Origin of the sequence: Flagellimonas oceanensis (assembly GCF_003992595.1) — a bacterium.
GTDB classification, from domain to species: domain Bacteria; phylum Bacteroidota; class Bacteroidia; order Flavobacteriales; family Flavobacteriaceae; genus Flagellimonas; species Flagellimonas oceanensis.
The window spans coordinates 20,214-42,598 of the sequence record NZ_RZNA01000003.1; the positions used below are offsets into that span (position 1 = coordinate 20,214).

The 22,385-nt window shown below is 42.7% G+C and carries 10 protein-coding genes and 2 tRNA genes; 4 read left to right on the plus strand and 8 right to left on the minus strand.

The genetic code is table 11. From position 1 onward, the window contains the following. Positions 1-45 precede the first annotated feature (45 nt). The gene (locus EO132_RS19500) at positions 46-318 is read left to right on the plus strand and encodes a hypothetical protein (RefSeq protein ID WP_235856345.1); all 273 of its coding nucleotides are present in this window, start codon (positions 46-48) and stop codon (positions 316-318) included. Between the two features lie 154 nt (positions 319-472). Here EO132_RS19500 and EO132_RS00170 read toward each other — a convergent pair whose 3' ends face one another. Genes EO132_RS00170 through EO132_RS00180 form a run of 3 tightly spaced genes read right to left on the minus strand, consistent with a single transcriptional unit; the run spans position 473 to position 2,273 of the window. Next, positions 473-913, minus strand: a complete 441-nt coding sequence (locus EO132_RS00170; RefSeq protein ID WP_127136025.1) for a GNAT family N-acetyltransferase — start codon at positions 911-913, stop codon at positions 473-475. Beyond that, on the minus strand, positions 913-1,836 hold the full coding sequence (locus EO132_RS00175; protein WP_127136026.1) for a cation diffusion facilitator family transporter: 924 nt from the start codon (positions 1,834-1,836) through the stop codon (positions 913-915). The genes EO132_RS00170 and EO132_RS00175 overlap by 1 nt, the downstream gene beginning before the upstream one ends. 5 nt (positions 1,837-1,841) lie before the next feature. Beyond that, positions 1,842-2,273, minus strand: coding sequence for an RpiB/LacA/LacB family sugar-phosphate isomerase (locus tag EO132_RS00180; RefSeq protein ID WP_127136027.1), 432 nt, complete (start codon positions 2,271-2,273; stop codon positions 1,842-1,844). Between the two features lie 593 nt (positions 2,274-2,866). Between EO132_RS00180 and rnr the strand changes: the two genes are divergently transcribed. Genes rnr through EO132_RS00195 form a run of 3 tightly spaced genes read left to right on the plus strand, consistent with a single transcriptional unit; the run spans position 2,867 to position 6,449 of the window. Continuing rightward, the gene (gene rnr / locus EO132_RS00185) at positions 2,867-5,050 is read left to right on the plus strand and encodes a ribonuclease R (RefSeq protein ID WP_127136028.1); all 2,184 of its coding nucleotides are present in this window, start codon (positions 2,867-2,869) and stop codon (positions 5,048-5,050) included. Between the two features lie 52 nt (positions 5,051-5,102). Further along, complete coding sequence (locus EO132_RS00190; protein WP_127136029.1) at positions 5,103-5,783, plus strand: head GIN domain-containing protein; 681 nt, start codon at positions 5,103-5,105, stop codon at positions 5,781-5,783. 3 nt (positions 5,784-5,786) lie between these two features. After that, positions 5,787-6,449, plus strand: a complete 663-nt coding sequence (locus EO132_RS00195) for a LysE family translocator (protein ID WP_127136030.1) — start codon at positions 5,787-5,789, stop codon at positions 6,447-6,449. Between the two features lie 34 nt (positions 6,450-6,483). Here EO132_RS00195 and EO132_RS00200 read toward each other — a convergent pair. From EO132_RS00200 to EO132_RS00215, 5 genes are all read right to left on the minus strand, one after another. Then, positions 6,484-6,554, minus strand: a tRNA-Cys gene (locus tag EO132_RS00200). Between the two features lie 95 nt (positions 6,555-6,649). Next, positions 6,650-6,721 (minus strand) — tRNA-Cys (locus EO132_RS19115). Positions 6,722-6,785: 64 nt separating this feature from the next. Beyond that, entirely contained in the window at positions 6,786-7,142 is a 357-nt protein-coding gene (gene folB, locus EO132_RS00205) for a dihydroneopterin aldolase (RefSeq protein WP_127136031.1), read from the minus strand. A 46-nt stretch (positions 7,143-7,188) separates the two neighbouring features. Then, positions 7,189-8,148, minus strand: a complete 960-nt coding sequence (locus tag EO132_RS00210; RefSeq protein ID WP_127136032.1) for a PorP/SprF family type IX secretion system membrane protein — start codon at positions 8,146-8,148, stop codon at positions 7,189-7,191. Positions 8,149-8,168: 20 nt separating this feature from the next. Continuing rightward, entirely contained in the window at positions 8,169-22,382 is a 14,214-nt protein-coding gene (locus EO132_RS00215) for a T9SS type B sorting domain-containing protein (RefSeq protein WP_127136033.1), read from the minus strand. Between the last annotated feature and the right edge of the window lie 3 nt (positions 22,383-22,385).

The window sequence follows — 22,385 nt, forward strand, 5'->3', positions numbered from 1 at the left end:
ATTTTATCCTAAGGGATAAGCAATCGGGAAAGCAATTTTTTCTGGATGAAAAAGCTCAACTGCATTACATCAACGAAAGCTTGCCCACATTTGCCTTTGAACTATTTTATCAAAAAAGGGGTTCAAAAACAGGGCTGGTTGTTCGATGCTTCCAAAAAAACACAGTTTTATGCCTTGATCACCAGTATTTTTTCTGACGAAAAAGATGAGTTCACAAGTTGTAATATCACTTTTGTAAATCGGGAGAAACTGATTTTTCTGTTGGACAAAAAAGGATTATCCAGAACATGTCTGGAACATATCATTTCGGAAAACTAAAATGTACACGGCAAATGGATATTAGAGCAATTAAACTCAAAAGCTGAGGGTTACCTCTTTTTTTCTACCCAAAACAAAGCGGAAAAACCAGTAAACCTCGTTCTTAAACTTGACTATTTGGAGCGCTTTGGTGTGGCGAAAAAGTTGGTTTAAACTACTCTTTCAACATTCTTCTATGGGGAATTCCATCTTCCAAATATTCTTCGCCAAAGGCGTTAAAACCAAGGTCGGTATAAAACTTCAACAGATAACATTGTGCAGAAATTTCAATGGGTTGATTCGGAAACCTTTGGTCTATAGCAGTCAGTGAGGCTTGCATAATCTCTTTACCCAAACCATATTTACGTTGGTCTTGGCTTACCACTACCCTTCCAATACTTGTATTTTTAAAATAGTCCCCAGGTTTAAAGATTCGGGTATATGCAACCACATCGCCATCTTTACTTCCGATGACGTGTAGTGCTTTTTGGTCCTTGTTGTCCACATCTTGGTACACACAATCCTGTTCCACTACAAAAACTTCACTACGGAGTCTTAGTATTTGGTACAGCTCATCAGTGGACAGCTCATCAAAAGTTTTAACGGATACCTGCATTAATCTTGGACTATTACACTTTTGGAATCGCATTTATCAAACTCCGGCTGTATGTTCACGTGGTTGATACCGTGCTTGTGGTAGACATGCTCCTCTATTTTTTCAAGGATTTCGTCAAATTCTGACAATCGGATGTCATTTTTAAAATCGATGTGGGCTTCCAAATGAACCTCTTCTTCATTCAATTGCCAAATATGTACATGGTGCACATTTTTTACGGGTTCTATAGTACAGATGGATTCCACAATATCTTGAATAACCACGGATTTCGGTGTAAAAAGCATCAACACCTTAGTGGATTCCTTTAAAAGGTCATATCCCATATAAATCAAGTATACGCCAATAATCATGGTAAGCAATGCATCTACCCAGTAAATCTGGAAGTACTTCATCAAAACACCACCTATCAACACGGCTACGGAGGCCATCATATCGGTAAGGAGATGTAAATAGGCGGATTTCATGTTCATGTTGTGATTGGAATCCTTTTTCAACAGCAAGACACTGAATCCATTTCCTGCAATGGCAATCAGAGCCAACCAAATCACAAGATTGGATTCAATGGTCCGTGGATCCAGCAGTCTTTCAACGGCTTCCTTCATTAAAATAATGGCCACAACAACAAGGGTGGCGGCGTTTATGAAAGCCGCTAAAATTTCAGCACGTTTATAACCGAAGGTTTTAAGGCTGGATGCCTGGCGTTTCCCCAACCTTTGTGCACCATAACTAATGACCAAAGAAAGAACATCGCTGAAATTGTGAAGGGCATCGGACAACAAGGCCAGACTCCCCGATAACAATCCCCCGATAATTTGGGCCAGGGTAATGCCAATGTTAAGGACAATTGAGATAAGAAGGTTTCTTCCCTTTAAATCGGGATGTGCATGCGTATGTGAATGTCCGTGATGATGATGGTGACCCATAGGGCTTATCTACAAGGAATTTTTTCTATTCTACGTTCGTGTCTGCCACCTTGGAACTCGGTATTCAAAAATGTCTCCACCATATCCAATGCCTGCGGAAGTGAAATAAAACGTGCGGGCAAACTCAATATATTGGCATCGTTGTGTTCCCGTGCCAATTGGGTTATTTCCCTGTTCCAGCAAAGGGCACCGCGAATGTTTTGGTGTTTGTTGATTGTCATGGTAGCGCCATTACCACTACCACAAAGTACTATTCCAAAATCTACCTTACCTTCGGCAACGTCAGTGGCAACTGGATGGGTAAAATCCGGATAGTCCACACTATCGGTACCATCGGTACCATAGTTGACAACTTCCATTCCCTTGGATTTTAGAAGACCTATGATAGCAAGTTTATAATCGGTTCCTGCATGGTCGTTTCCTATGGCAATTTTCATGGTTTTGTATTAAAATGGGTACATCACAAAGGTACAATATCTTTTCATGTTATGCTGTTTATAAAAATGAAGGGATTTTTGCATTGGGTTCAAATACAAACAATTAACAATAACACCTTTTTGTTAACTATTTGCAGAAAACTAATGGTAATGAAATTTTGTTTTTCAAGAAAATCGATCAGTAGAAATTATTATTTAATGTTGGGGTAATATTCCATTAAAAATTAATCAACCAATATGAACCTTTTTTTGTGGGTAATTAACATTAAAATCACATTAACTTTTCAATAAATTGATGTTGATAACGGTTATTAAAAACCGTGGACAAAAAATCTAATCCGTTGATTTTTAATTTTCTTGTCTTCTGACAAATTGTGAACAACTAATTGGGATCGTTCAAAGCAACTTTTTAATGAAAATTTTATTCCACATTTCAACGATCCATCATAATCATCATTTTAATAAAATTTAAAAAGGAAGAAAAAAGATAATATTGATTATTGTTGATAAAGTTCATTTTGTTTTGGATTACTTTTCCTTTCCTTGTTGGTCAAGGATTATAATTCGTATTTTTCAAAAAAATAAGGACGTTAATGTCAAAGAAAAAGAAGAGAGCTGGTAGTCAGCGAAAGAATGAAATTACGAAGGGCATTTTCACCGTACTGGAAAAAGAACCATCCAAGACCTTCAATTACAAGCAAATAGCTTCTAAATTAGGTATTACCGATACACAAGATAGAAACCTTTTGATCAAACGTTTGGGGCAATTAAAAGCCACCGAACGTATCGTGGAGCCCGAAAGGGGCAAGTACCGGAAAAAAGCATCCCAATATACGTACTACACTGGAAGGGTTGATTTGACCACTAGTGGCAATGCCTATATTGTAGTGGATGAATTGGAGGATGACATTTTTGTATCCAACAACAATCTCAATAGGGCTTTTCATGGAGATACCGTAGAGGTATTTATAAAACCTAGAAAGAAGAGCAAGAAAATGGAGGGGGAAATCTCCAAAGTGCTCGAACGGAAAAAGACTTCTTATGTAGGTATTGTGGACAAGCAAAAAAGCTTTGCTTTTGTTCGACCTACCGATTCCAGGATGTACACTGATATTTTCATACCGCCTGAAAAATTGAAGAAAGCCAATGATGGTGATAAAGTATTGGTCAACCTTGGCGATTGGCCCGATGATACCGATTCTCCTTATGGGGAAATTGTGGAGGTATTGGGCAGACCTGGAGAGCACAATACGGAGATCCATGCAATTTTGGCCGAGTATGGTCTGCCGCATGAATTTCCTTATGAAGTGGAACAGTTCGCCAAAACCTTGGATACCAGTATCAAGGAATCGGAAATCGCGAAGCGTAGGGATATGCGGGACGTATTGACCTTTACCATAGATCCCAAGGATGCCAAGGATTTTGATGATGCACTTTCCTTTCAACAATTGGAGAACGGTAACTATGAAATCGGAATCCATATCGCCGATGTTTCGCATTATGTGCAGCCCGATACCGTTCTGGAAGGGGAAGCCTACGACCGTGCCACATCCGTTTATTTGGTGGACCGTGTGGTTCCGATGTTGCCTGAAGTGCTGTCCAACAAAGCCTGTTCACTGAGACCGAATGAAGAAAAATATACGTTTTCCGCAGTTTTCGAGATGGACGATAAGGCCAGATTGGTAAAACAATGGTTCGGCAGGACTGCCATTAATTCCAACGAACGCTTTGCCTACGAAGAGGCCCAACACATTATTGAAACGGAGCAGAACAGGATTCCAAAAGACATATCCATCAGGGAAGGAGCCTATTCCGTTTCTGATGATATTGTCCAAGCAGTGCTCACTTTTGATAGATTGGCCAAAATCATGAGACAGGCCCGTATGGATGCTGGGGCCATCTCTTTTGATAAGATCGAGGTTAAATTCCATCTGTCCGAAGATAATGAACCCGTGGGTGTCTATTTCAAGGAAGCCAAGGATGCCAACAAGTTGATAGAGGAGTTCATGCTCCTGGCCAATAGGAAGGTTGCGGAATTTATTGGCAAGCAAAAGAAGACATTTGTGTACCGTGTGCACGACAAGCCCGATGAGGAAAAATTAATGGCCCTCAACGGGGTTATTTCCAGATTTGGACATAGTATCGACCTTAAGGACAGTAAAACCATCAATAAGTCCCTGAACCAGTTATTGGAGGACGTAAAGGGTAAGAAAGAACAGAACTTGGTGGATACCTTGGCGATTCGCAGTATGAGCAAGGCCATCTATACCACGGAGAATATCGGGCACTATGGATTGGGGTTTGAATACTACACGCATTTTACCTCTCCCATACGGCGTTATCCCGATGTGATGGTGCACAGATTGCTGCAGCATTACTTGGATAAGGAAAAAACACCAAAGGCCACTTTGTACGAGGAAAAGTGCAAACATTCTTCGGATATGGAACTATTGGCGGCCAATGCGGAACGTGATTCCATAAAGTACATGCAGATCAAGTTCATGGAAGACCATAAGGATCAAGAATTCTTGGGCGTGATTTCAGGTGTTACCGAATGGGGCATCTATGTAGAGATTGTGGAGAACAAATGTGAGGGCATGGTTCGTATCCGGGACATCAAGGATGACTATTATGTGTTTGATGAACGCCAGTATGCGATTGTCGGCGAACGGACCAAGCGAATGTACCAGCTGGGGGATGAAGTATATGTGATGGTAAAGAACACGGATTTGATCAAACGGCATCTGGACTTTTCGTTGATCGGTAAAAAGAAATGATACTATTTTGGAATAAAATTTGTTATCCTATTGAGAACCAAATTTTTATAACATGAGAGTCATTACGTTTGTTATAGTATTCCTATCCCTTCAATTTATTGGGGCACAGGATGCGACCATAACCCAAAACCTGCAAAAGTTTACCCAGGTCAAGGGCTTTGATGGAATTTCCATCAATCTTATCAAATCCAATGAGAACAAAGCGGTGGTCACAGGGGCCAATACCGATAATGTGGCCATTGTAAATAATGATGGTGTCTTGAAAATCCGAATGGAAATCATTAAAATATTCAGTGGATACAGAACCTATGTGGATTTATATCATTCGGAAGAACTGGTGGTAATAGATGTAAACGAAGATGCAAGAATATCATCCGATGATACCTATGTACAGGAAGTTTTGGAACTTAAGGCACAAGAGGGTGGAAAACTCGAAATCAATTGTGAAGTGGACCAACTATTGATCAAAGCGGTATCTGGAGGAGAGATTTTTGCCGGTGGATTTTCAAATAACCAGGATGTGATCATCAATACCGGTGGTACTTACAATGGAAGAACCTTTAAGACAAAATTTACCACCATCAGCGTGAATGCTGGAGGAACTGCGGAAATATTCGCATCAAACTATGTGAAGGCCAATGTGAAGGCCGGTGGTGAGGTGCTGGTTTATGGGGATCCCAAAACAATGGACGAACACACCCTTTTCGGTGGAAAAATAAAAAGAGTAAAGTAAAGAATGATTGACGATATCCAAGCTGCTATCCCTTTGGGATTTTTGTTGAGCTTTATGATTGGCCCCGTTTTCTTTGTTTTGTTGGAAACAAGTGCGACAAAAGGCTTTAGGGCAGGGGTTAGTTTGGATATAGGTGTAATTCTGGCCGATATCGTTTTTTTGCTCATTGCCTATTTCAGTAGTTTTCAGTTATTGGAGAATTTGAGCAATGAACCGGGACTTTTTGTGTTCGGGGGAATGATTTTACTGGTCTACGGAATCTTTCTGTTTGTGAAAAAGGCAAAGAAAAAGTCCAATGTCAAGGCTTCCAAGGGAACTTATCTTGGTCTTTTGGTAAAAGGTTTTCTTTTGAACTTCATCAATATCGGTGTATTGGCCTTTTGGTTGGGATTGATCATAGTTGTGGGGCCTAGCTTGGAAAACAATCCGAATCGAATGATGGTTTTCTTCAGTACTGTACTGATTGTTTATTTTGCCACGGATCTGATGAAAATAGTTTTGGCAAAGCAATTAAAGCGCTATTTAACGCAAGAACGTATTGTGCTTATTAAAAAAGGCCTGGGCATAGTTTTGATTATTTGCGGGATTGTACTGATTACCAAAGGATTTTTGCCCAAGGACCAGTTTGATATACAGGAGAAAATTGAAAGGATAGAGAACCTGTAAAACAAAAAAACCCAGCACATTGTACTGGGTTTTGAGGCATCGAGCGGATTCGAACCGCTGTACAAGCTTTTGCAGAGCTCTGCCTAGCCACTCGGCCACGATGCCAATTGGATCGCAAAGCTAAAAATATTTTATGAATTTTTAGATGGAAAAAGTAATCTAAATAAAATGTAGCATACTTTAATAAAAGCATATCTTTGAGGCATCGGGTGGACTCGAACCACCATAAAAATCCTTGCGGGACTTTGTCTATCCAATTCGACCACAATGCCGTTTGTATTGTTGCAAACAAAAATAATAAAAGATTAACATTGGTCACTTGCTAAAAGTGGTTGTTCATCGAGTAATTCCGAGTTTCACCGAAACACTCTCTACATCACCACCAATGGGTGGGTTTATTTTGGAAACTTCCACTTCCACTTCGGTTACTTCCTTGATTTCCTTGAATATACGGTCAATGATGCGTTTGGCCACGTGTTCCAATAAATTGGAACGCACTGTCATTTCCTCTTTGATTATATTATTCAAGTGGACATAATCCACTGTTTCGGATAGTTGGTCCGAAACGGCAGGTTGGGAAAGGTCAGCGGTAATTTCAAGATCTACCCTGTAATCGCTCCCTATGAGCATTTCTTCCTTTAAACATCCGTGGTTGGAATGTATTCTAATGTTTTTTAACCTGATTTTGCCCAAAGTCCTCGTATTAAGAAAGGGCAAAAATAGGGTAAAACGGTTTAAATCAATACATGCACCTACAGTTACTTATCCCTTGGAATAGATCCATTCCCACGGTAAGCACATGGGTTCCTGTACTATAGCCTAAGATTTCGTTGGTTATCACTTGATAGGAATACCCAAAATAGAAATTACTTTTCTTCAGACCCGCTATGGGTGCAATGTAGAGTGGACTCCCCAACTGGTCATTCAAAAAACGATAGGTAAGGCCCACATAATAGTAGTCTTCAAAATCCCTGAAACGGAATTTGGTGTTCAAATCGGTAACGGAACGGCCATCACTCTCGAACCATTGGAAAAATACAGAAGGCTCTATTTCCAATCTACTGTTCTTGCTCTTGGAAAAGCTATAGCCTGTATAAGCATAGTAATTTCTGAGTTTATTGGGTTCAATGGTAATAATATCGGTATTGAAGTTGGATAGATCTTTGTTGAGTACGTTTCCCGCATTCAAACTAAAAAAGAACTTATCGAAGCGATAAAGTACACCGAGATCGAAGTTATGGTTGGTTGTGGCCTTGTCATCCGCGGGCAATTGACCGTTGTTTTCCTCGAATTCCTCCACATCTATCCTAAACTGGTTAAAGTTATAGGAGATACCAAAGGAAAGGAAGACATCCTCGTAATAGTCCAGTGTCAAGTGGTGGGCAAAGGATACCCGTGCCCCTCGTTGTCTGGTGTAGCCATTACTATCGTTGTATAAAAGCATACCTACCCCAGATCTATTTCCTACCCTTGCATCGGCGGCCAAGGTCTGGGTATCCGGAGCATCCTCTATACCTACCCACTGCGTCAAGCCGTTTAAACGAACTTTTATATGATCCCCTATACCTGCATAGGTAGGGGACATCAAAAATGGATTATCGGCTATGTATTGGGATAATTGGGGTACGGTCAACTCTTGTCCTTTGACAACGAATGCCAAGGAAAACAATAGTATAGTTGAGTAGACTTTTTTTAACATGGGGTAATGTAGGTTAAGCGTTATTCTCTGTATAATGTAAAGTGACCTACAAACTCTCTGTTGTCTTGTTCTCCTTCGAGTCGGACAACATACCAGTAGTCTCCGGTCGGTAATGGTTTTCCATCGTAATTTCCATCCCAACCTTGGACGTTTCGGGTCATCTCTTCCACTACTCTACCATAACGATCGTAAATCTTAATTAGTACGTCCGGGAACCCTTCAATGTTGTCAGGTATCCATATATCGTTGCGACCGTCGCCATCTGGAGTGAAAAAGTTCGGAAAATCAATGTCCATGAACTCCATGTATATCTCCGCAGTAGCTTCACAACCGTTCTGATCAATAACCGTTACCGTATACGTACCGGTTTCACTGATGTAGTATATGTTATCGGTTCCGTTGTCGATATCATTGAAATAGTAGGTATATTCCTCTACGCCCCCAGCTGCTATTGCGGTTATTTGATTGTAAATATTGTTTTCCAAAACCAATGTAAGTGGTTCGTAAGCTTCAATGGTAAAGTCGTAGGTGGTCATACATCCATTGGCATGTGCAATGGTAAGATAATGTTCACCTGGTGTCATATTGCCAAAGTCAGCGGATAGTTGCATATCCGCTGGATCTGTGGAATCCAAAGCGTACATAAGGTCGGCCCTTATGGATTCATCCTCCAATTCAATCTCCAAATAATTGTCAGGAACACTGCCCGTACACTCATAAATTGGAGTTACGGTAGCGGCAAGGTTTACACCGGGTCCTATTTCGACAATCACATTGGTTTCACAACCTTGTGCATCCCTGATGAACACCACATGATTTCCTGCTGCCAGGTCTTGGAAGATGAACTGGTCTTGGACAAAGTTTCCATCAGCACTTGAATTCAAACTGGTTTCATAAGGAGCTGTTCCTCCGGATATTTGCAATTCGAATGAACCATCCCCACTTTCAAAACATACTTCGTCCATAATGTTGACAGCTTCTGCCACGATGGGTTCTGGTTGTGTGATCTCAAATTGGAAGGTTATGAAACATCCGTTCACATCTTGGGCGATTACATCATAGATACCGGGTTCTAGATCAGTAAATGTGTTCGTCGTATCAAACTGATCTAGATTTGGTGAAATGGCGTAAAGGATTTCACCTGTTCCACCCGATACCTCTACTGTAATAGTACCATCGTTCATTCCTGAACATGTAATATCTGTAAATTCTTCTCTATCCACCACCAATGGCTCTGGATTTACTATGGTGATTACCGGTGATACCTCAACACAGTCCTCACTGGTTACCCTTACGTAGTATTCGCCTGCTGGCAATCCATTGAATGTTCCATTGGTTTGTGGACCATCGATCAAATTGGTCAATGCGGCATCGCTGAACAATTCATAGTTGTAGTTGCCCAATCCACCTGTTGCCTGGGCAATTATGGTGGCAGATGCTTCGCCCATACAGTTGATAATGGCCGCGGACCCATCGATATCCAGCATCAATTCCGGAACTTCGTCAACAGTCACTTGGTTTGATATCATGGCATCACAACCATTGGCATCACGAACATAGTATTGATATGCTCCTGGTCCTACATCGAAAGTATGGGTATCACCACTATCCATCGCTGTAAAGTTGATTCCATCGGTACTGTAGAAATACGGTGCAGTACCTCCTATTGCGGTTAATTCCAACTGGGCATCATCGTTACAGGTCATTTCACTCAACTGAATAAGCGAGGCACTTGTTTCTGTGGGTTCTGTTATGGTTACGGTATCTGTGGTATCACTACAGTTCCAACCATCTGTAACGGTAATACTGTAGGTTCCAGCACCCAATCCATTAAAGGTATTGCTACCTTGTGAACCGGTCGTGAAAATGATGCTTGTACCGGTTTGATTATAGTAATTCAACTGGTAGTTATAAGAACCACTTCCTCCGGCAACATTGTCCGCCCAAACAGAAGCACTGTCATCTCCGTAGCACAATAGATCTATTGGAGCAGCGTCAATGTCAGCTGTGATTGGGTCTGGTACTTCCAAAGTCAATCCTCTATCTTCATAACAACCCCCATCATCGGTAACCCGTACGGTGTACACTCCAGCTGATAATCCCGTGAAGACGTAACTTGATACATCGTTCATGGTATAAACTTGTGATGTGGTCGTATTGGTCAGTACAATATCATAAGGTGCATAGCCCCCTGTTGGATTGATCAAAATCTCACCTTGATCATTGGTACAGGTAACATTTGCTACTTCTTGTGGTGTGTAACCCAATTCAGCACTTGGAGAAATAATGGTTACCGTACCTGATACTGCTGGACAGAAAGGTGCATTGGTCCCCACAATTTCCACGTAATAGTTGCCACCTCTCAGGTCTGGGTGGGTTATGGCTACCGAACCAGAAGAAGTATTATCGCTTCCAGATACGATCAGTGTACCATCCGTTCTATATACATCATAGTCATAATCTCCTGAATAGCCTGAAACATTTATAGTTAATTCTCCTGCATCATCAAAGCACATAGCTGGTCCTGTTGCTGCCGCATCAACGTCAATGGTGTCGTATGGAGCAATTGTATAGGTTTCCTCTACGTAACATCCTGTGACATCGTTAGTGGCACGGAAGGTATAACTACCGGCTTGGGTCAACTCAAAAGTAGCGGTTGTGATGGTTGAAGCTGTCATTGATCCATAAGGATTACCAATAGGTAACAGTTCAAATGTATAGGTATCACCAGGGTTACTTTCCGTAACGGTAAGGTTTACCCTTTCTGGATCGTTACAAGTTATGGCAAAATCCTGCGCAATACCCAAGGTAAAGGTATTCAAGGGTTGAATAGTGATAGTGTCTGGATATTCACAACCATTGGCATCCCTAACAATGTAGTTGATCGTTTGAACGGTTCCATCGTCCACTACATCAAAAGTGTTGTCCGATGTAAAGCTGTTCCCCCCAAAACTGTACAGATAAGGGTTGGGACCTGCAAATGGGGTACCTCCACTTGGGGTTACGGTAATGGTCGATTCATTCACGGTGTTGCCTGGAGAACACACAAAGTCAGTGGCCGTGGCCGTAGCACCCAACGGATTGGGTTGATCAACGGTTTCGGTTTTGATGTCCTCACACTCCCTATCAGAAACCACACGTACTTGGTAAGTTCCTTGGGGAAGATTCTCGAACAATGGTTCATCTTGAAGCGGTCTGCTTGGAGCACCTACACTTATTCCGATCAATTCGTATTGATATGGTGGATTAAGCGCAGTGGAAGGATCTAGTTGGGCCAAGATACTACCATCACTGCCTCCAGCACAACTTACGTTGATAATGGTTGCATCCTGTAATACGGGATCCACCTTATCATCCAATGTTTGGCGGACTTCATAGGTACAAGGCTCGGAAGTATCCAAATCGGTAATGGTGAAGATATATTCCCCAGGTTCCGTAAGACCTGTGAAAACACCATCCGCATCTGCATCAATAGTAATATTGCCCAATGGATCTTCAACACTGTACTGCAAGTTGGAAGAGCCACCAACTACGTTGATGGTGATCTGTCCTCCTGGATTCATGGTACAGTCAATGGTCTTATCCACGGTAGCATTGGCTGTCATGGCATTGTACAATTCCAAATTATCCGGAAGTGTTATGGAACAGCCCCACTGATCGGTAATCAGTACTTCGTATGTACCTGCGCCCAACCCAGAGAAAATAGTACTGGTCTGAGGAGAGCCAAAATTGCTTCCATCCTTGATCAATTGATACATGTAGTTGCTTCCTTGTCCACCGGTAGTGCCCACTACTTCAATCTCGCCCTGTAAATTCACACAGTTGGACTGGTTGATTTGCAATGTGGCCGATATGGGGTCTGGATCTTCAAGAGTGATTGTATCAATATGTTCTTCACAACCTCTGGTATCTCTTGTCCAAACTTCATAAGTATTTGCGGTAAGTCCAGAGAAAATAGGGTTTGATACGTAGGTACCGGGAGCGCCAACACCTACATAGTAAGTGTATCCACCCCATCCACCAGAAGCGAGGACTTCAATAGTGCCGTCATCCACACAAGTAATCTCGGTAGCAATGGCAGAACCAGTGATTGCCGCATTGGGCCCTGCTATGTTGAAGGCTTCCAAATTGGTACATTCCGGGAATGCATCCTGGGAAACCTCAACGGTATAGCTTCCGGCCGGCAAAGAAATAGGGGCAGTTGGCCCTGTAGTAGCAGAGGTTCCGTTGGTTACAGGAATATCATCAGCGGTGTTGGTAGGTGTTCCATTGGTATCATAAATGGTCCAGTTAAACCCTCCTGCATATGTGGCGTCCAGAAGCTCAAATGTTACTTCGCCAGTGGCCGTACCATAACAGATGACATTGCTTACAACATTCACATCAATATTGAATGTGTTGGGGTTGGTTATGGTTTCAGAAGTGGAAACCACACAACCTGTATCCAAATGACGAACAAGGAAATTATGGGTTCCAGCATCCAAACCACCAAATACATTAGGGTTTTGCCAAGAAGAACCGTTGTCGATACTGTATTCGAAACGGGAGGGGTCGCCCAAGGTCGATGTAACCGTAATGGTAATTTCCCCATCCATCCCTGGATTACAGCTCAATGGGTTTGTGATGGCCGCTACGGCATCGGTTATCTGGTCATAAGGAGCAATAACTGCCGTTGTTGTTCCCAAACATCCATTGTCATCATATACATTGATGGTATAGTTTCCTCCATTTGTATCGGTTTCAAAGTAAGTAGGATTACTACCTGATTGAACCACTACCGAACCTGCATCGTTGATAAACTCGTAACGAACATAAGTTCCACTTCCTCCAGTTATGGATGAAGTATCCACGGTAATGCTGGCGTTGTTTGGATTGTTGCCCACGGCACATGCAAACTCCACCACATCAATATCGATGTTGTCGATCGGTTCGGGTTCGGTTATAGTAACCGATTCTAAATCATCGCAATTATTGGCTGCGACAACTTCTATATCATAGGTTATACCTGTTGTGGAACCTGCTAGTCCTGTAAAGGTAGCCGTTGTGGCCGTTGAGCTTGAAGGCGCAATCGGTGTACTGATGGAACCATCGGAAGCTGAAATAATTTGAAATGTATACGGACCTATTCCATTGTCCACTGCTTGAACGGAAATGGTTCCGTCATCAACACCATTACAGGTTACATCCGTGTAGGTTGTTGTAAAGGAAGGGTGAGGAGCTTCAGGTACATCCACTGTAATTGTTTTGGGACAGTTTGGTGGTGATGTTCCCATATCGAATACAATAACATTGTAGCTTCCTGCCACACCTGCACCAGTCCAAGTTAATGGATTGGTTGTAAGTACACTTCTTGGTTCGTCATATGCTGTTCCTGGTCCATCAATGATGTATTCATAATTTCCAGACCCGGAAATCACTTCGATTTCAAGTTCTGCATTACCATTAGTGCCCAACTCGCAATCCAATTCAACGGTTTGAGTCACTATAAATTCCAATGGAGGGTGTATATCGAATGTTACATCATCAATACAACCGTTCAGGTCTCTTACTTCAATGGTCTGACCCAAGCCTGAGCTCAATCCTGAAATCAGGTGTTGATCGCTTCCATCAAAAGCAAAGTTTTGGAATGCCCCGCCATTTACACTGATTTGGAAAGGCGCCATGGCCTCAGCAGGATTATCCAAAGTGACCATTACTTCAAACAAGCCTTCATCGACACATTCGTCGACAATGGCAATGGATATTTCCGGGCTTGGGTCTTCATCAACTGTAACAGTATCACTTTGAATACAATCGTTGGCATCTTTTACATAAACGATATAATTTCCACCATTATCTACCGTGGCAGTAGTGGAACTGGTCCACCCGCTCGATGTTGGTGTCGGAGCTGGATCTGTGGTCGGTAGATATTGGAATTCATATGGGGGCAAGCCAAATCTTGCAGTTGCTGTAATAACCCCTGAATCTGGATTACAATTTGCATTGGTCGGTGAGTCAGCAGATATTTCAAGCAAGGTTGGAGCTTGTTCAATTAGGAATGGATCTGAGGCAATTACACATCCAGCATTTGGGCCATCAGCTTCTTCAAAAAGAATGTAGTATTCACCAGGACTTAAACCAGATGCAGTATCAGTTTCTGGACCGCCCATAACTCCGGATATTGTACCTGTAATTCCTGTTGAGACATTGGTTACATTATAGAAAATCTCATAATTTACGTTGTTTCCTCCATAACCCGAAACGGTAAAGTCAACACTCCCATCCATGGCGCCGGTACATGAAATATCTGTTGAAGCATCTATTGTTGGTGCCAAAGTTGAATTTGTCGCTACTGGAACCGTTGCTTCTTGAACATATTCACAGTTGGTGTCAGTATCAAATACTATGAAAGTATAGGTAACACCGGGAGTCAACCCAGTAAACAAGTATGAGTTGGCCGGTGCAGGTGGTGAAGGGTCTTCCGAAAACCAAGCAGGATCAGCTGCATTAAATGCAGGGGCAGGATAAACAGCAAAATAAAAAGTCCCCACACCCAAGGTTCCATTTGAAGCTTGTGCTTCAACGGTCATTTCTCCACTGCCCGGAGTACATCCAGCGGCACCTATAGTGGTTATCAATATATCCGGACCCGTTGTAATAGTAACTGTGGATATATTTTGACAGCCATTGGCATCTGTGATTTGTACGGTGTAATCTCCAAAATCAAGCCCTGTGAAGGTATGATCATTGGTGCCGGTTGAGGTGTCGTAAGTAAGGTTTACACTAAAATCGTTGTTGGATACCTGATAGATATAGTCTGGTGTTCCTCCAGAAGCATCCACGGTAATTGTTCCCAACTCAGTCGTTGATGCAACACAAGTAAGATTAGTGTGCGATGTATTTGGAGAAATTGCTGTAGGTTCAGAAATTGTTACCGAGTATGGGTCTGATACACAACCTTTAGCATCGGTCACAGTAACTTGGTAGTCACCAGCGGGCAATCCTGTGGTCTGGGTTAAATAGTCTATTCCCGTAATTGTCTCGTATACATTTATGGTGTAGGGAGGAACTCCTACGGAGGTATCGATCACAATGTCGAGTGCACCGGTACTTTCCCCATTACAGAGAATATCAGTTGGTGTAACATTGCTTATCACAGGTTGATCTGCAGGAGTCACTACAATACTGTTGGTCGTAGTGGTACAACCAGCTGAATCGGTTACACGAAACATATAGGTTCCATCAGTGTTCGTATTGAATACATTTCCTGTGAACCCTGTTGTGTTATAAGTAGTTCCTCCATCATTGGACCATTCGTAGGAATACGAACCAGTACCGCCGTTCGCGGTCACGGTAATGGTGGCATCTGCCAAACAGGTCAAATCATTATCAAGGAAAGCCGAAGCGTTCAAAGCAGGATTTATCGTTGCTGTATCCTGGACAGAACAACCATACTGATCTCGAACATCGATAGTATAGGTTCCGGCAGTTAGGTTGTTAAATGTATATGTCAGATCGGTTGAGGGCGAAGGAGTCATCCAAGCGCCGCCATTTAAACTGAACTGATAGTTTCCATTTCCGCTGGTTACATCCACTTGAATACTTCCGTCATTGTTTCCACTATAACAAACAATCGGCGCTAGATCAAATGCAATGACTTCGGCTGGATCTACGGTAATGTTCGTTGTATCCTCGCATAGGTTTGTATCCCTTGCCCTGATTACATAATCGCCTGCAGGTAGACCAGAGAACACATTTGAAGATTGGTATGCTACAATAATAGTGGGCGTAGCACTTGTATCCTCCAATTGATATTGATAGGCAGGTGTACCTCCGGTAGCTGTGGCAGTAATCGTTGCCCCACCGTTGGTACAGGTAAGTTCCGTAGTCACGGATGCTGTGACATCAACCACATCGGGTTGTGTCAAGGTTTGGTTCAAGGCTACGGAACATGCGGGATCTCTAAGATCAACCAGGGTAATGGTATGATTCCCTGCTGCAAGACCGGAAATAGTAATTGGACTGGCTGTTTGCGTGCTGGACACTGGATTACCATCCACTTGATAGGTAAACCCTATTCCAGAATCAAAGTTTTCAACTTCAAAAGTGATGGTTCCATCATCAGCACTGTTACAAGTAAGATCGGTAAATGAAGTAACGGCCCCATCAAAAGCATGACCGTCCTCAACATTCACATCCAATGTGATGGCTCCGCCACAAACTTCAGGAATCTGATAGGCCTCGATATCATCTATGGCAATATCATTTCCATCTGTTACGGAAGAGTTCGTACGGATTACAATATCCAAATTGGAATTGGACCCAGGGTTAAGCGTTACATTATAGTCGTGCCAATCGGTAACCCCGGTATTTTTTGGGATACTTCCAGTTGTTGTGCTTTGAATCACTGTTCCTCCTGCATCGACCAATTGGATTTCTATGGACGGATCCCCACCGCTTGTCCCTGTTCTCAGCAAGTTAAATGCCCAAAGTGATACGGTAATGTCCCTGTTGGGCACCACTTCAACGTCTGTTTTTTGATACACAATCCCACCTACGCCGGCTACTCCACCTACATTGATGGCCAAGAACCTACCATTGGACAAGCCTGAATGGTCATCGGGGCTTTCCCAGGTTCCATAAGGGTTTATGATTTCCTGTGTTACGGAATACTCCCCATCTTGAATATGGGTGTCCGTACCAAAACCACATAGGCTCGTGCTGCCATCTTGAGGCTCGTAACAATACACGGGATCTATTTCAGAGATACTCGTATTTGGTCCTGTTCCGAAGTTTTCAGAAAGCAAAATACTTGGAGATGGTGCCGAATTACTAAGATAATTAATGGTTATGGTATGGTTTCCAACGGGCACATCATTAAATACATTGGAGTCGTTGGGCGTATTTGGCGAACCATCAATTTCATAGGTGTAGTCAAAATCCGAACTGTCAGGTGTTACCGTAATAGTTCCTTCGCCATCACATTCATAATCCACGGAAGCGGTTGCACCGGGAGGGGTTGGTTCAGGGTCGATCGTGACCGACATAGGATACGTACATAGATTGGCATCCCTAATGTAAAGGGTATGTGTGCCAGGCAAAAGGTATCCAATGGAGCTGGCTCCATAGGTAGAGCCGCCATCAAAACTGTATTCGTAAGGAGCGGTACCCCCGATGGCATTGGTAATCCGTACCTCAGCACCCATACCTGGATAACATTCTGCCAAAGCAGTAACTGCAGCAGAGGCTGAAAGGGTAATTGGCTCGGTAATGGAATATATTTCGGTTACTTCACAATTGTTGGCATCCCTTACACGGATATTGTAACTGCCAGCAGGTTGGTTGTAAAATGTATTGGAAGTCTGATATGTTGCACCATTGTCAATACTATAGGTGTATGGTGCTTCTCCACCACTTGCTGTAATGGTAATTTGTGCTTGTGACTCACCACTACAAAGAATATCGGTATTGGTCACAGTAATAGCCAACGGATCATCTTGGACAATGGTAATGTCATAGGAGGCTTCGCAATATCCTGAAGCTCCACCATTATCCCGTACATAAACATCGTAATCACCAGCTACTACACCTGTAATAGGGTTTGTTGGGGCAAAATCGGAATCGGCTGGGGTTGCTCCATCCGCAACCACGGCATATACGTAGTTCCCATCGCCACCAGCTGCGGTAACGGTTATTTCGGTGTCCGCTTCACAAGCAGTAATGTTTGGAGCGGAAGCCACTACGCTGAGTTCTGGGTCTATGGTAATGGATTCGGAATCAGTACATCCGTTGCCATCCCTAATATCAATTGTGTAATCTCCTGGTGCAAGTCCAGAAAACACATTGTTCGTAATAAATGGTCCTCCATTTAAGCTGTACTCATAATTTCCATCACCTCCAGCGATTACATTGGCTGTCAAGGTCAATCCCACGGCGTCATCGTAACAAATATCGTTGGGAACAATTTCCAGTTCTGGGGCAACGGCTTCGTTTATGGTAAAGATATCCGTGAACTCACAACCGTTGGCATCTGTTACAGTGTAGTTGTAGTCTCCGCCAAGGGTCAAACCACTGAATGAGCCATTATTCTGTGAAGCAGGAGGAATATAACCTGTGGGACCGGAAGTGATCTCGTAGGTGTAGCTTCCCCATCCACCTGTGGCCACAATGTTCACTGAACCATCTGCCAAACAGGTAGGTTGTACAATTGTTGGTGTTGCATCAAGTAAAGATGGTGGCGCATTAATGGTCACATCAGCGGTATCCGTACAATTGGTAAGATTATCGGTTACGGTAATGGTGTATGTTCCTTCGGCCAATCCGGTCAGGGAAATGGTACTGTTGGTCTCGTTTGTTCCAGAGAAATTGTCTGGTCCAGTAACGGTGTAATCGTAATCTGAATTAAAATTATTTACGGTGTATTGAAGTTCGCCATCGCTATTGCCAAAACAAGTAATATTGTTTACGAGCTGCCCGGTTACTGAAATTTCAGTTACTGGAGCAATGGTATAACTTTCTTCATAGCTACATCCATCATTATCTGTTACTCGGAACATGTAAGTTCCGGGAGCCAATCCTGTAAATGTATTGTTGTTACCATTGTTTACAGCACTTGTCGCTGGTGAGATAAGTTCGTACACCAAGTTCGGTTCCCCTCCTGTTACCGATAAAGTGATATCGGAAATAAAGGTTGGACACAGCGGGTCTGTAGCTGAAAAATCGATATCCGTTGGAGGTTCCAAAGGATCAATGGTAATGGAATTGGTTGTAAATGTACATCCTAAATCATCCCTAACGGTTACCGTGTAAGTTCCATCTGTAAGGTTATTAAAGGTAGTGGAACTACCAAAGTTAACCCCGTCTATACTGTATTCGTATGGTGCAGTACCCCCAATTACATTTTGAACATTGATGATTCCATCTTGCAAACAGGTGTATTCCTGAGTCAACACGGCATCTGCATCCAAAGCAAAAGAAGGAGCTGAAATACTTGAATATTCAAAATAATCACATGAAGCACTACCTTTTCGTTGGTTGATGACCACTACATAATCACCATCGGTCAATCCTGGGAAGTTACCAGATGCGTTTGTTGCCAAAGCATTTGCATAATCGTAATTTGTTTCATCAAATCCGGTTGCATCAAACAGGTAATAGGTCAATTGATAGCCATTGTCATCGACAAGGTTGAATGTGATTGAACCTGTGGAATCACCATAGCAAACCACATCTGTAACGGTTGTTGCGTTATACTCTGCAGCTGGCCTGAACTCAATGCTTACTGTATTGGAAAAGTTGTAACAATTATTTTTGTCAACAACTACAAAAGTGTAGTCTCCTGGTTCCCAAATATCCCAGATGTTTCGTTGCGTAAACTCAGATGCTGGTATGTCACTTACCGAAGGATATGAGATTTGGGTTACACCATCTTCATCCACATAGGACCAAATAGCAAACGAATGGGGTGTTGTTCCTCCAGAGGGGTCCAAAAGAATATTTCCTTCCCTACAGGTAATGTGCTGGGAAATCCTTGCCGTCAATTCCAAATCCTCTGTATCGACAATGGTTACCTGTTCCGTATACTCACAGCCATCATCGGTGGTTACAGCGACATCGTATATGCCACTGTTCAGGTTTTCAAATGTGTAGTTATTATCGTTGGATGGTCCTTGGGTATCTATCACAGTACCTCCTTGGGAGATTTCGTAATAATATTGTGCTTCCACATTAAGTACGGAAATGGCAATTTCACCCAAACCGTTGCAGTCGGTGTCTTGAGGAACAACATTTACCTGGAAATCCCTGTCCAAAATACCAATGTTGTCCAAAACAAATACACAACCATCAGTAACACCTTGTTGTCTCATTTCTACCATGTAGGCACCATTGTTGGTAATGTCAAAACTTGGATTGGAGCTGTAAGGCACAACAACATTACCGGTAGATTGATCTACAAGTTGGAACTCATAGGTCAATGGCATATTGGTTACCGTAATGTTACCTGGGGTATCACAAATAATATCACTAGAGGTGTACTGGGGATCTAATGGGTTTTTGTAGATATTGAAATAGAATCTACTGAAACACCCATTTTGATAGTTGATCACCAATCTATATTGGCCGGTGTTTTCGGCCAAGAAGTCGTTTCCTGTGTCAACTGTGTTCCACGTACATCCCGCGTTGGTGTTGGCACAACCATCAACAGATGCACCACAACTGGCTTCGTCCAATTGTTCCCAAACAATACTGGTGGCATCTGGAATGTTTATTTGGATAAGTTCGGTGTCGTTGAGTCCGCAAAGGAATATTTCGGGCAACTCGCTACCATCATTGGGGCATATTTCAATGTCTCCATCAATGGTGTTGGAAGTATCGTTGATCAATGCTGTGATGGGATTGGATTGAACCGAACCGAACAATTCAACGGTAATGATTTCCTGGAAATCCTTACATGGGTCGGCAACTTGCTTGTCGACAATATAAGTTCCTGTTTCGCTTACCAGAATGGTACTTGGATCATTGTCGGAATCACTGTCCGTGATAACGGTATCCGTTCCTACATCAATAAGGTTGTTTCCGTTCACGTCACGATACCAGACGTAATTGTCAAAGTTATCCCCCGCATCCAATAGTACATCATCACCGCAAAGTTGAACGGTTCGTGAGAAGTTACAGGCACTGAGATCATCCAAAAGGAAGTTGGTGGCACCTGGGTAGGGAAATCCACAGCCATCTATGTCGTAAACACTGGGGTCATCGGTTATTTGCGCATCGTTGAGTTCGCCACGGTAAGAAGAGTAGGCCAAGTTTTCAATGATATCGGTACAGGCGTCTATAAAATCAAAGCAGTTTTCTGCCACTTGTACCCGCATTCTGATACTATAAGGGCCATCACTTTCCTCAACTATATTATCGGGTATGGTGAAAACAATGGTCCGTGTTGCGGGGTCAAAGGTATAAGTAACCCCCGTAGGCATATTGATACTGGACTCATCCAATGTTACATTGATGGGAAGAACATCTCTAATGGTGTACCCAACGGCATCATCATTCCCCACATTCTCAAAGGTGAGCACATAGTCCAAGTATTGGCCTAAGTGTACACCTTGTCCCGTAATATCGTTACCGCCGATATCTTCAACGGTTTTGGCCAGGTTTATTTTGGGCTCTATGATCTCTACATCCAAAGAGGTAAAAAAGATGTCGTACTTGTCCTGTGTGGATGATGCCCTAAGCGTAGCTCCGGTTTCATCATTGGGAATAACGGAATTGGATGGATTGGGAATGGTAAAAAGATCCACGTCCCATCCTAAAGTGTTGACGCTGTTAGGGTCTCTGGTGGTAATTAAATTACCTTCAATGGTAATATTACTATTGAAAAAGTTATTCCATGGATTTTCCGTGTTGGATAATGTCGTAAAGGAACCATTGCTGTCGGCCCTTATGGCCAATTGGTCTCCTGTGATTCTATTGTCCCCCTCCAATGTGGCTACCCCTAATTTGGCGTTCACAGGAAAGGGATTGGGAAGTGTGGTGAATCCACTGAATGGAATATCTACGGTCTCACCGGACTTGATACCTGCATAGCCATCAAAAGTTGTGATGAACTTCCCGGGATAGGTTGGGTTTTCATAGACGACCACCATGGTCCATCCACCTGAAATACCACCAGTTATGGAACTGCCCGAACTAGCCCTTACATTGGCCACGAAATAGTCGCCATCCGGATTGGCCAAAGCAGTTATCATATCGGTTACGTCCTTGTAACAGGCATAAGGGCTGTAACTTCCAAAATCCCCGTCATTGTAACCATCGAAGAGTATTTCATCTGCGGTCAAGTCCACATAGGAACCTCCGGGGACCCTGAATTTGACTTGATCAAAATCACTTCGGTCACTTCCTTTATATACAGCGGACCAGTAGAGTCCAGCGTATCTAATCTGTGAACAACTGGGGTCTGGAACGGTCAATGTTGCACTACTGGAACTGAATGTTGAAGGATCACCATCAACATCTATGTATTGCATGTTGAGCCTATCATTGTATTCTGAAGATCCGCCGGTCAAGTTATAAGGGTCTTCAGGAGAAGATCCTCCCTCATCCCTGTTCACTATATTATTGGCAATAAAGGTCAGATCACCTTTGAGCCTGTTTTCATAACGAACATCAAAGTCGTTCTTTATCTGTGACGTACCTGTATACGCAAATAGGAGTATACAAACAAGTGTGCCCCACCGGAGTAATGATATTTTCATAAG

Excerpts from the sequence above, each read along its gene's own strand:
- EO132_RS00190 (WP_127136029.1), top strand. The coding sequence starts at position 5,103 with ATGAGAGTCATTACGTTTGTTATAGTATTCCTATCCCTTCAATTTATT.
- EO132_RS00210 (WP_127136032.1), bottom strand. The coding sequence starts at position 8,148 with ATGTTAAAAAAAGTCTACTCAACTATACTATTGTTTTCCTTGGCATTC.
- EO132_RS00180 (WP_127136027.1), bottom strand. The coding sequence starts at position 2,273 with ATGAAAATTGCCATAGGAAACGACCATGCAGGAACCGATTATAAACTT.
- EO132_RS00175 (WP_127136026.1), bottom strand. The coding sequence starts at position 1,836 with ATGGGTCACCATCATCATCACGGACATTCACATACGCATGCACATCCC.
- EO132_RS19500 (WP_235856345.1), top strand. The coding sequence starts at position 46 with ATGAAAAAGCTCAACTGCATTACATCAACGAAAGCTTGCCCACATTTG.
- rnr (WP_127136028.1), top strand. The coding sequence starts at position 2,867 with ATGTCAAAGAAAAAGAAGAGAGCTGGTAGTCAGCGAAAGAATGAAATT.
- EO132_RS00195 (WP_127136030.1), top strand. The coding sequence starts at position 5,787 with ATGATTGACGATATCCAAGCTGCTATCCCTTTGGGATTTTTGTTGAGC.
- EO132_RS00170 (WP_127136025.1), bottom strand. The coding sequence starts at position 913 with ATGCAGGTATCCGTTAAAACTTTTGATGAGCTGTCCACTGATGAGCTG.
- EO132_RS00215 (WP_127136033.1), bottom strand. The coding sequence starts at position 22,382 with ATGAAAATATCATTACTCCGGTGGGGCACACTTGTTTGTATACTCCTA.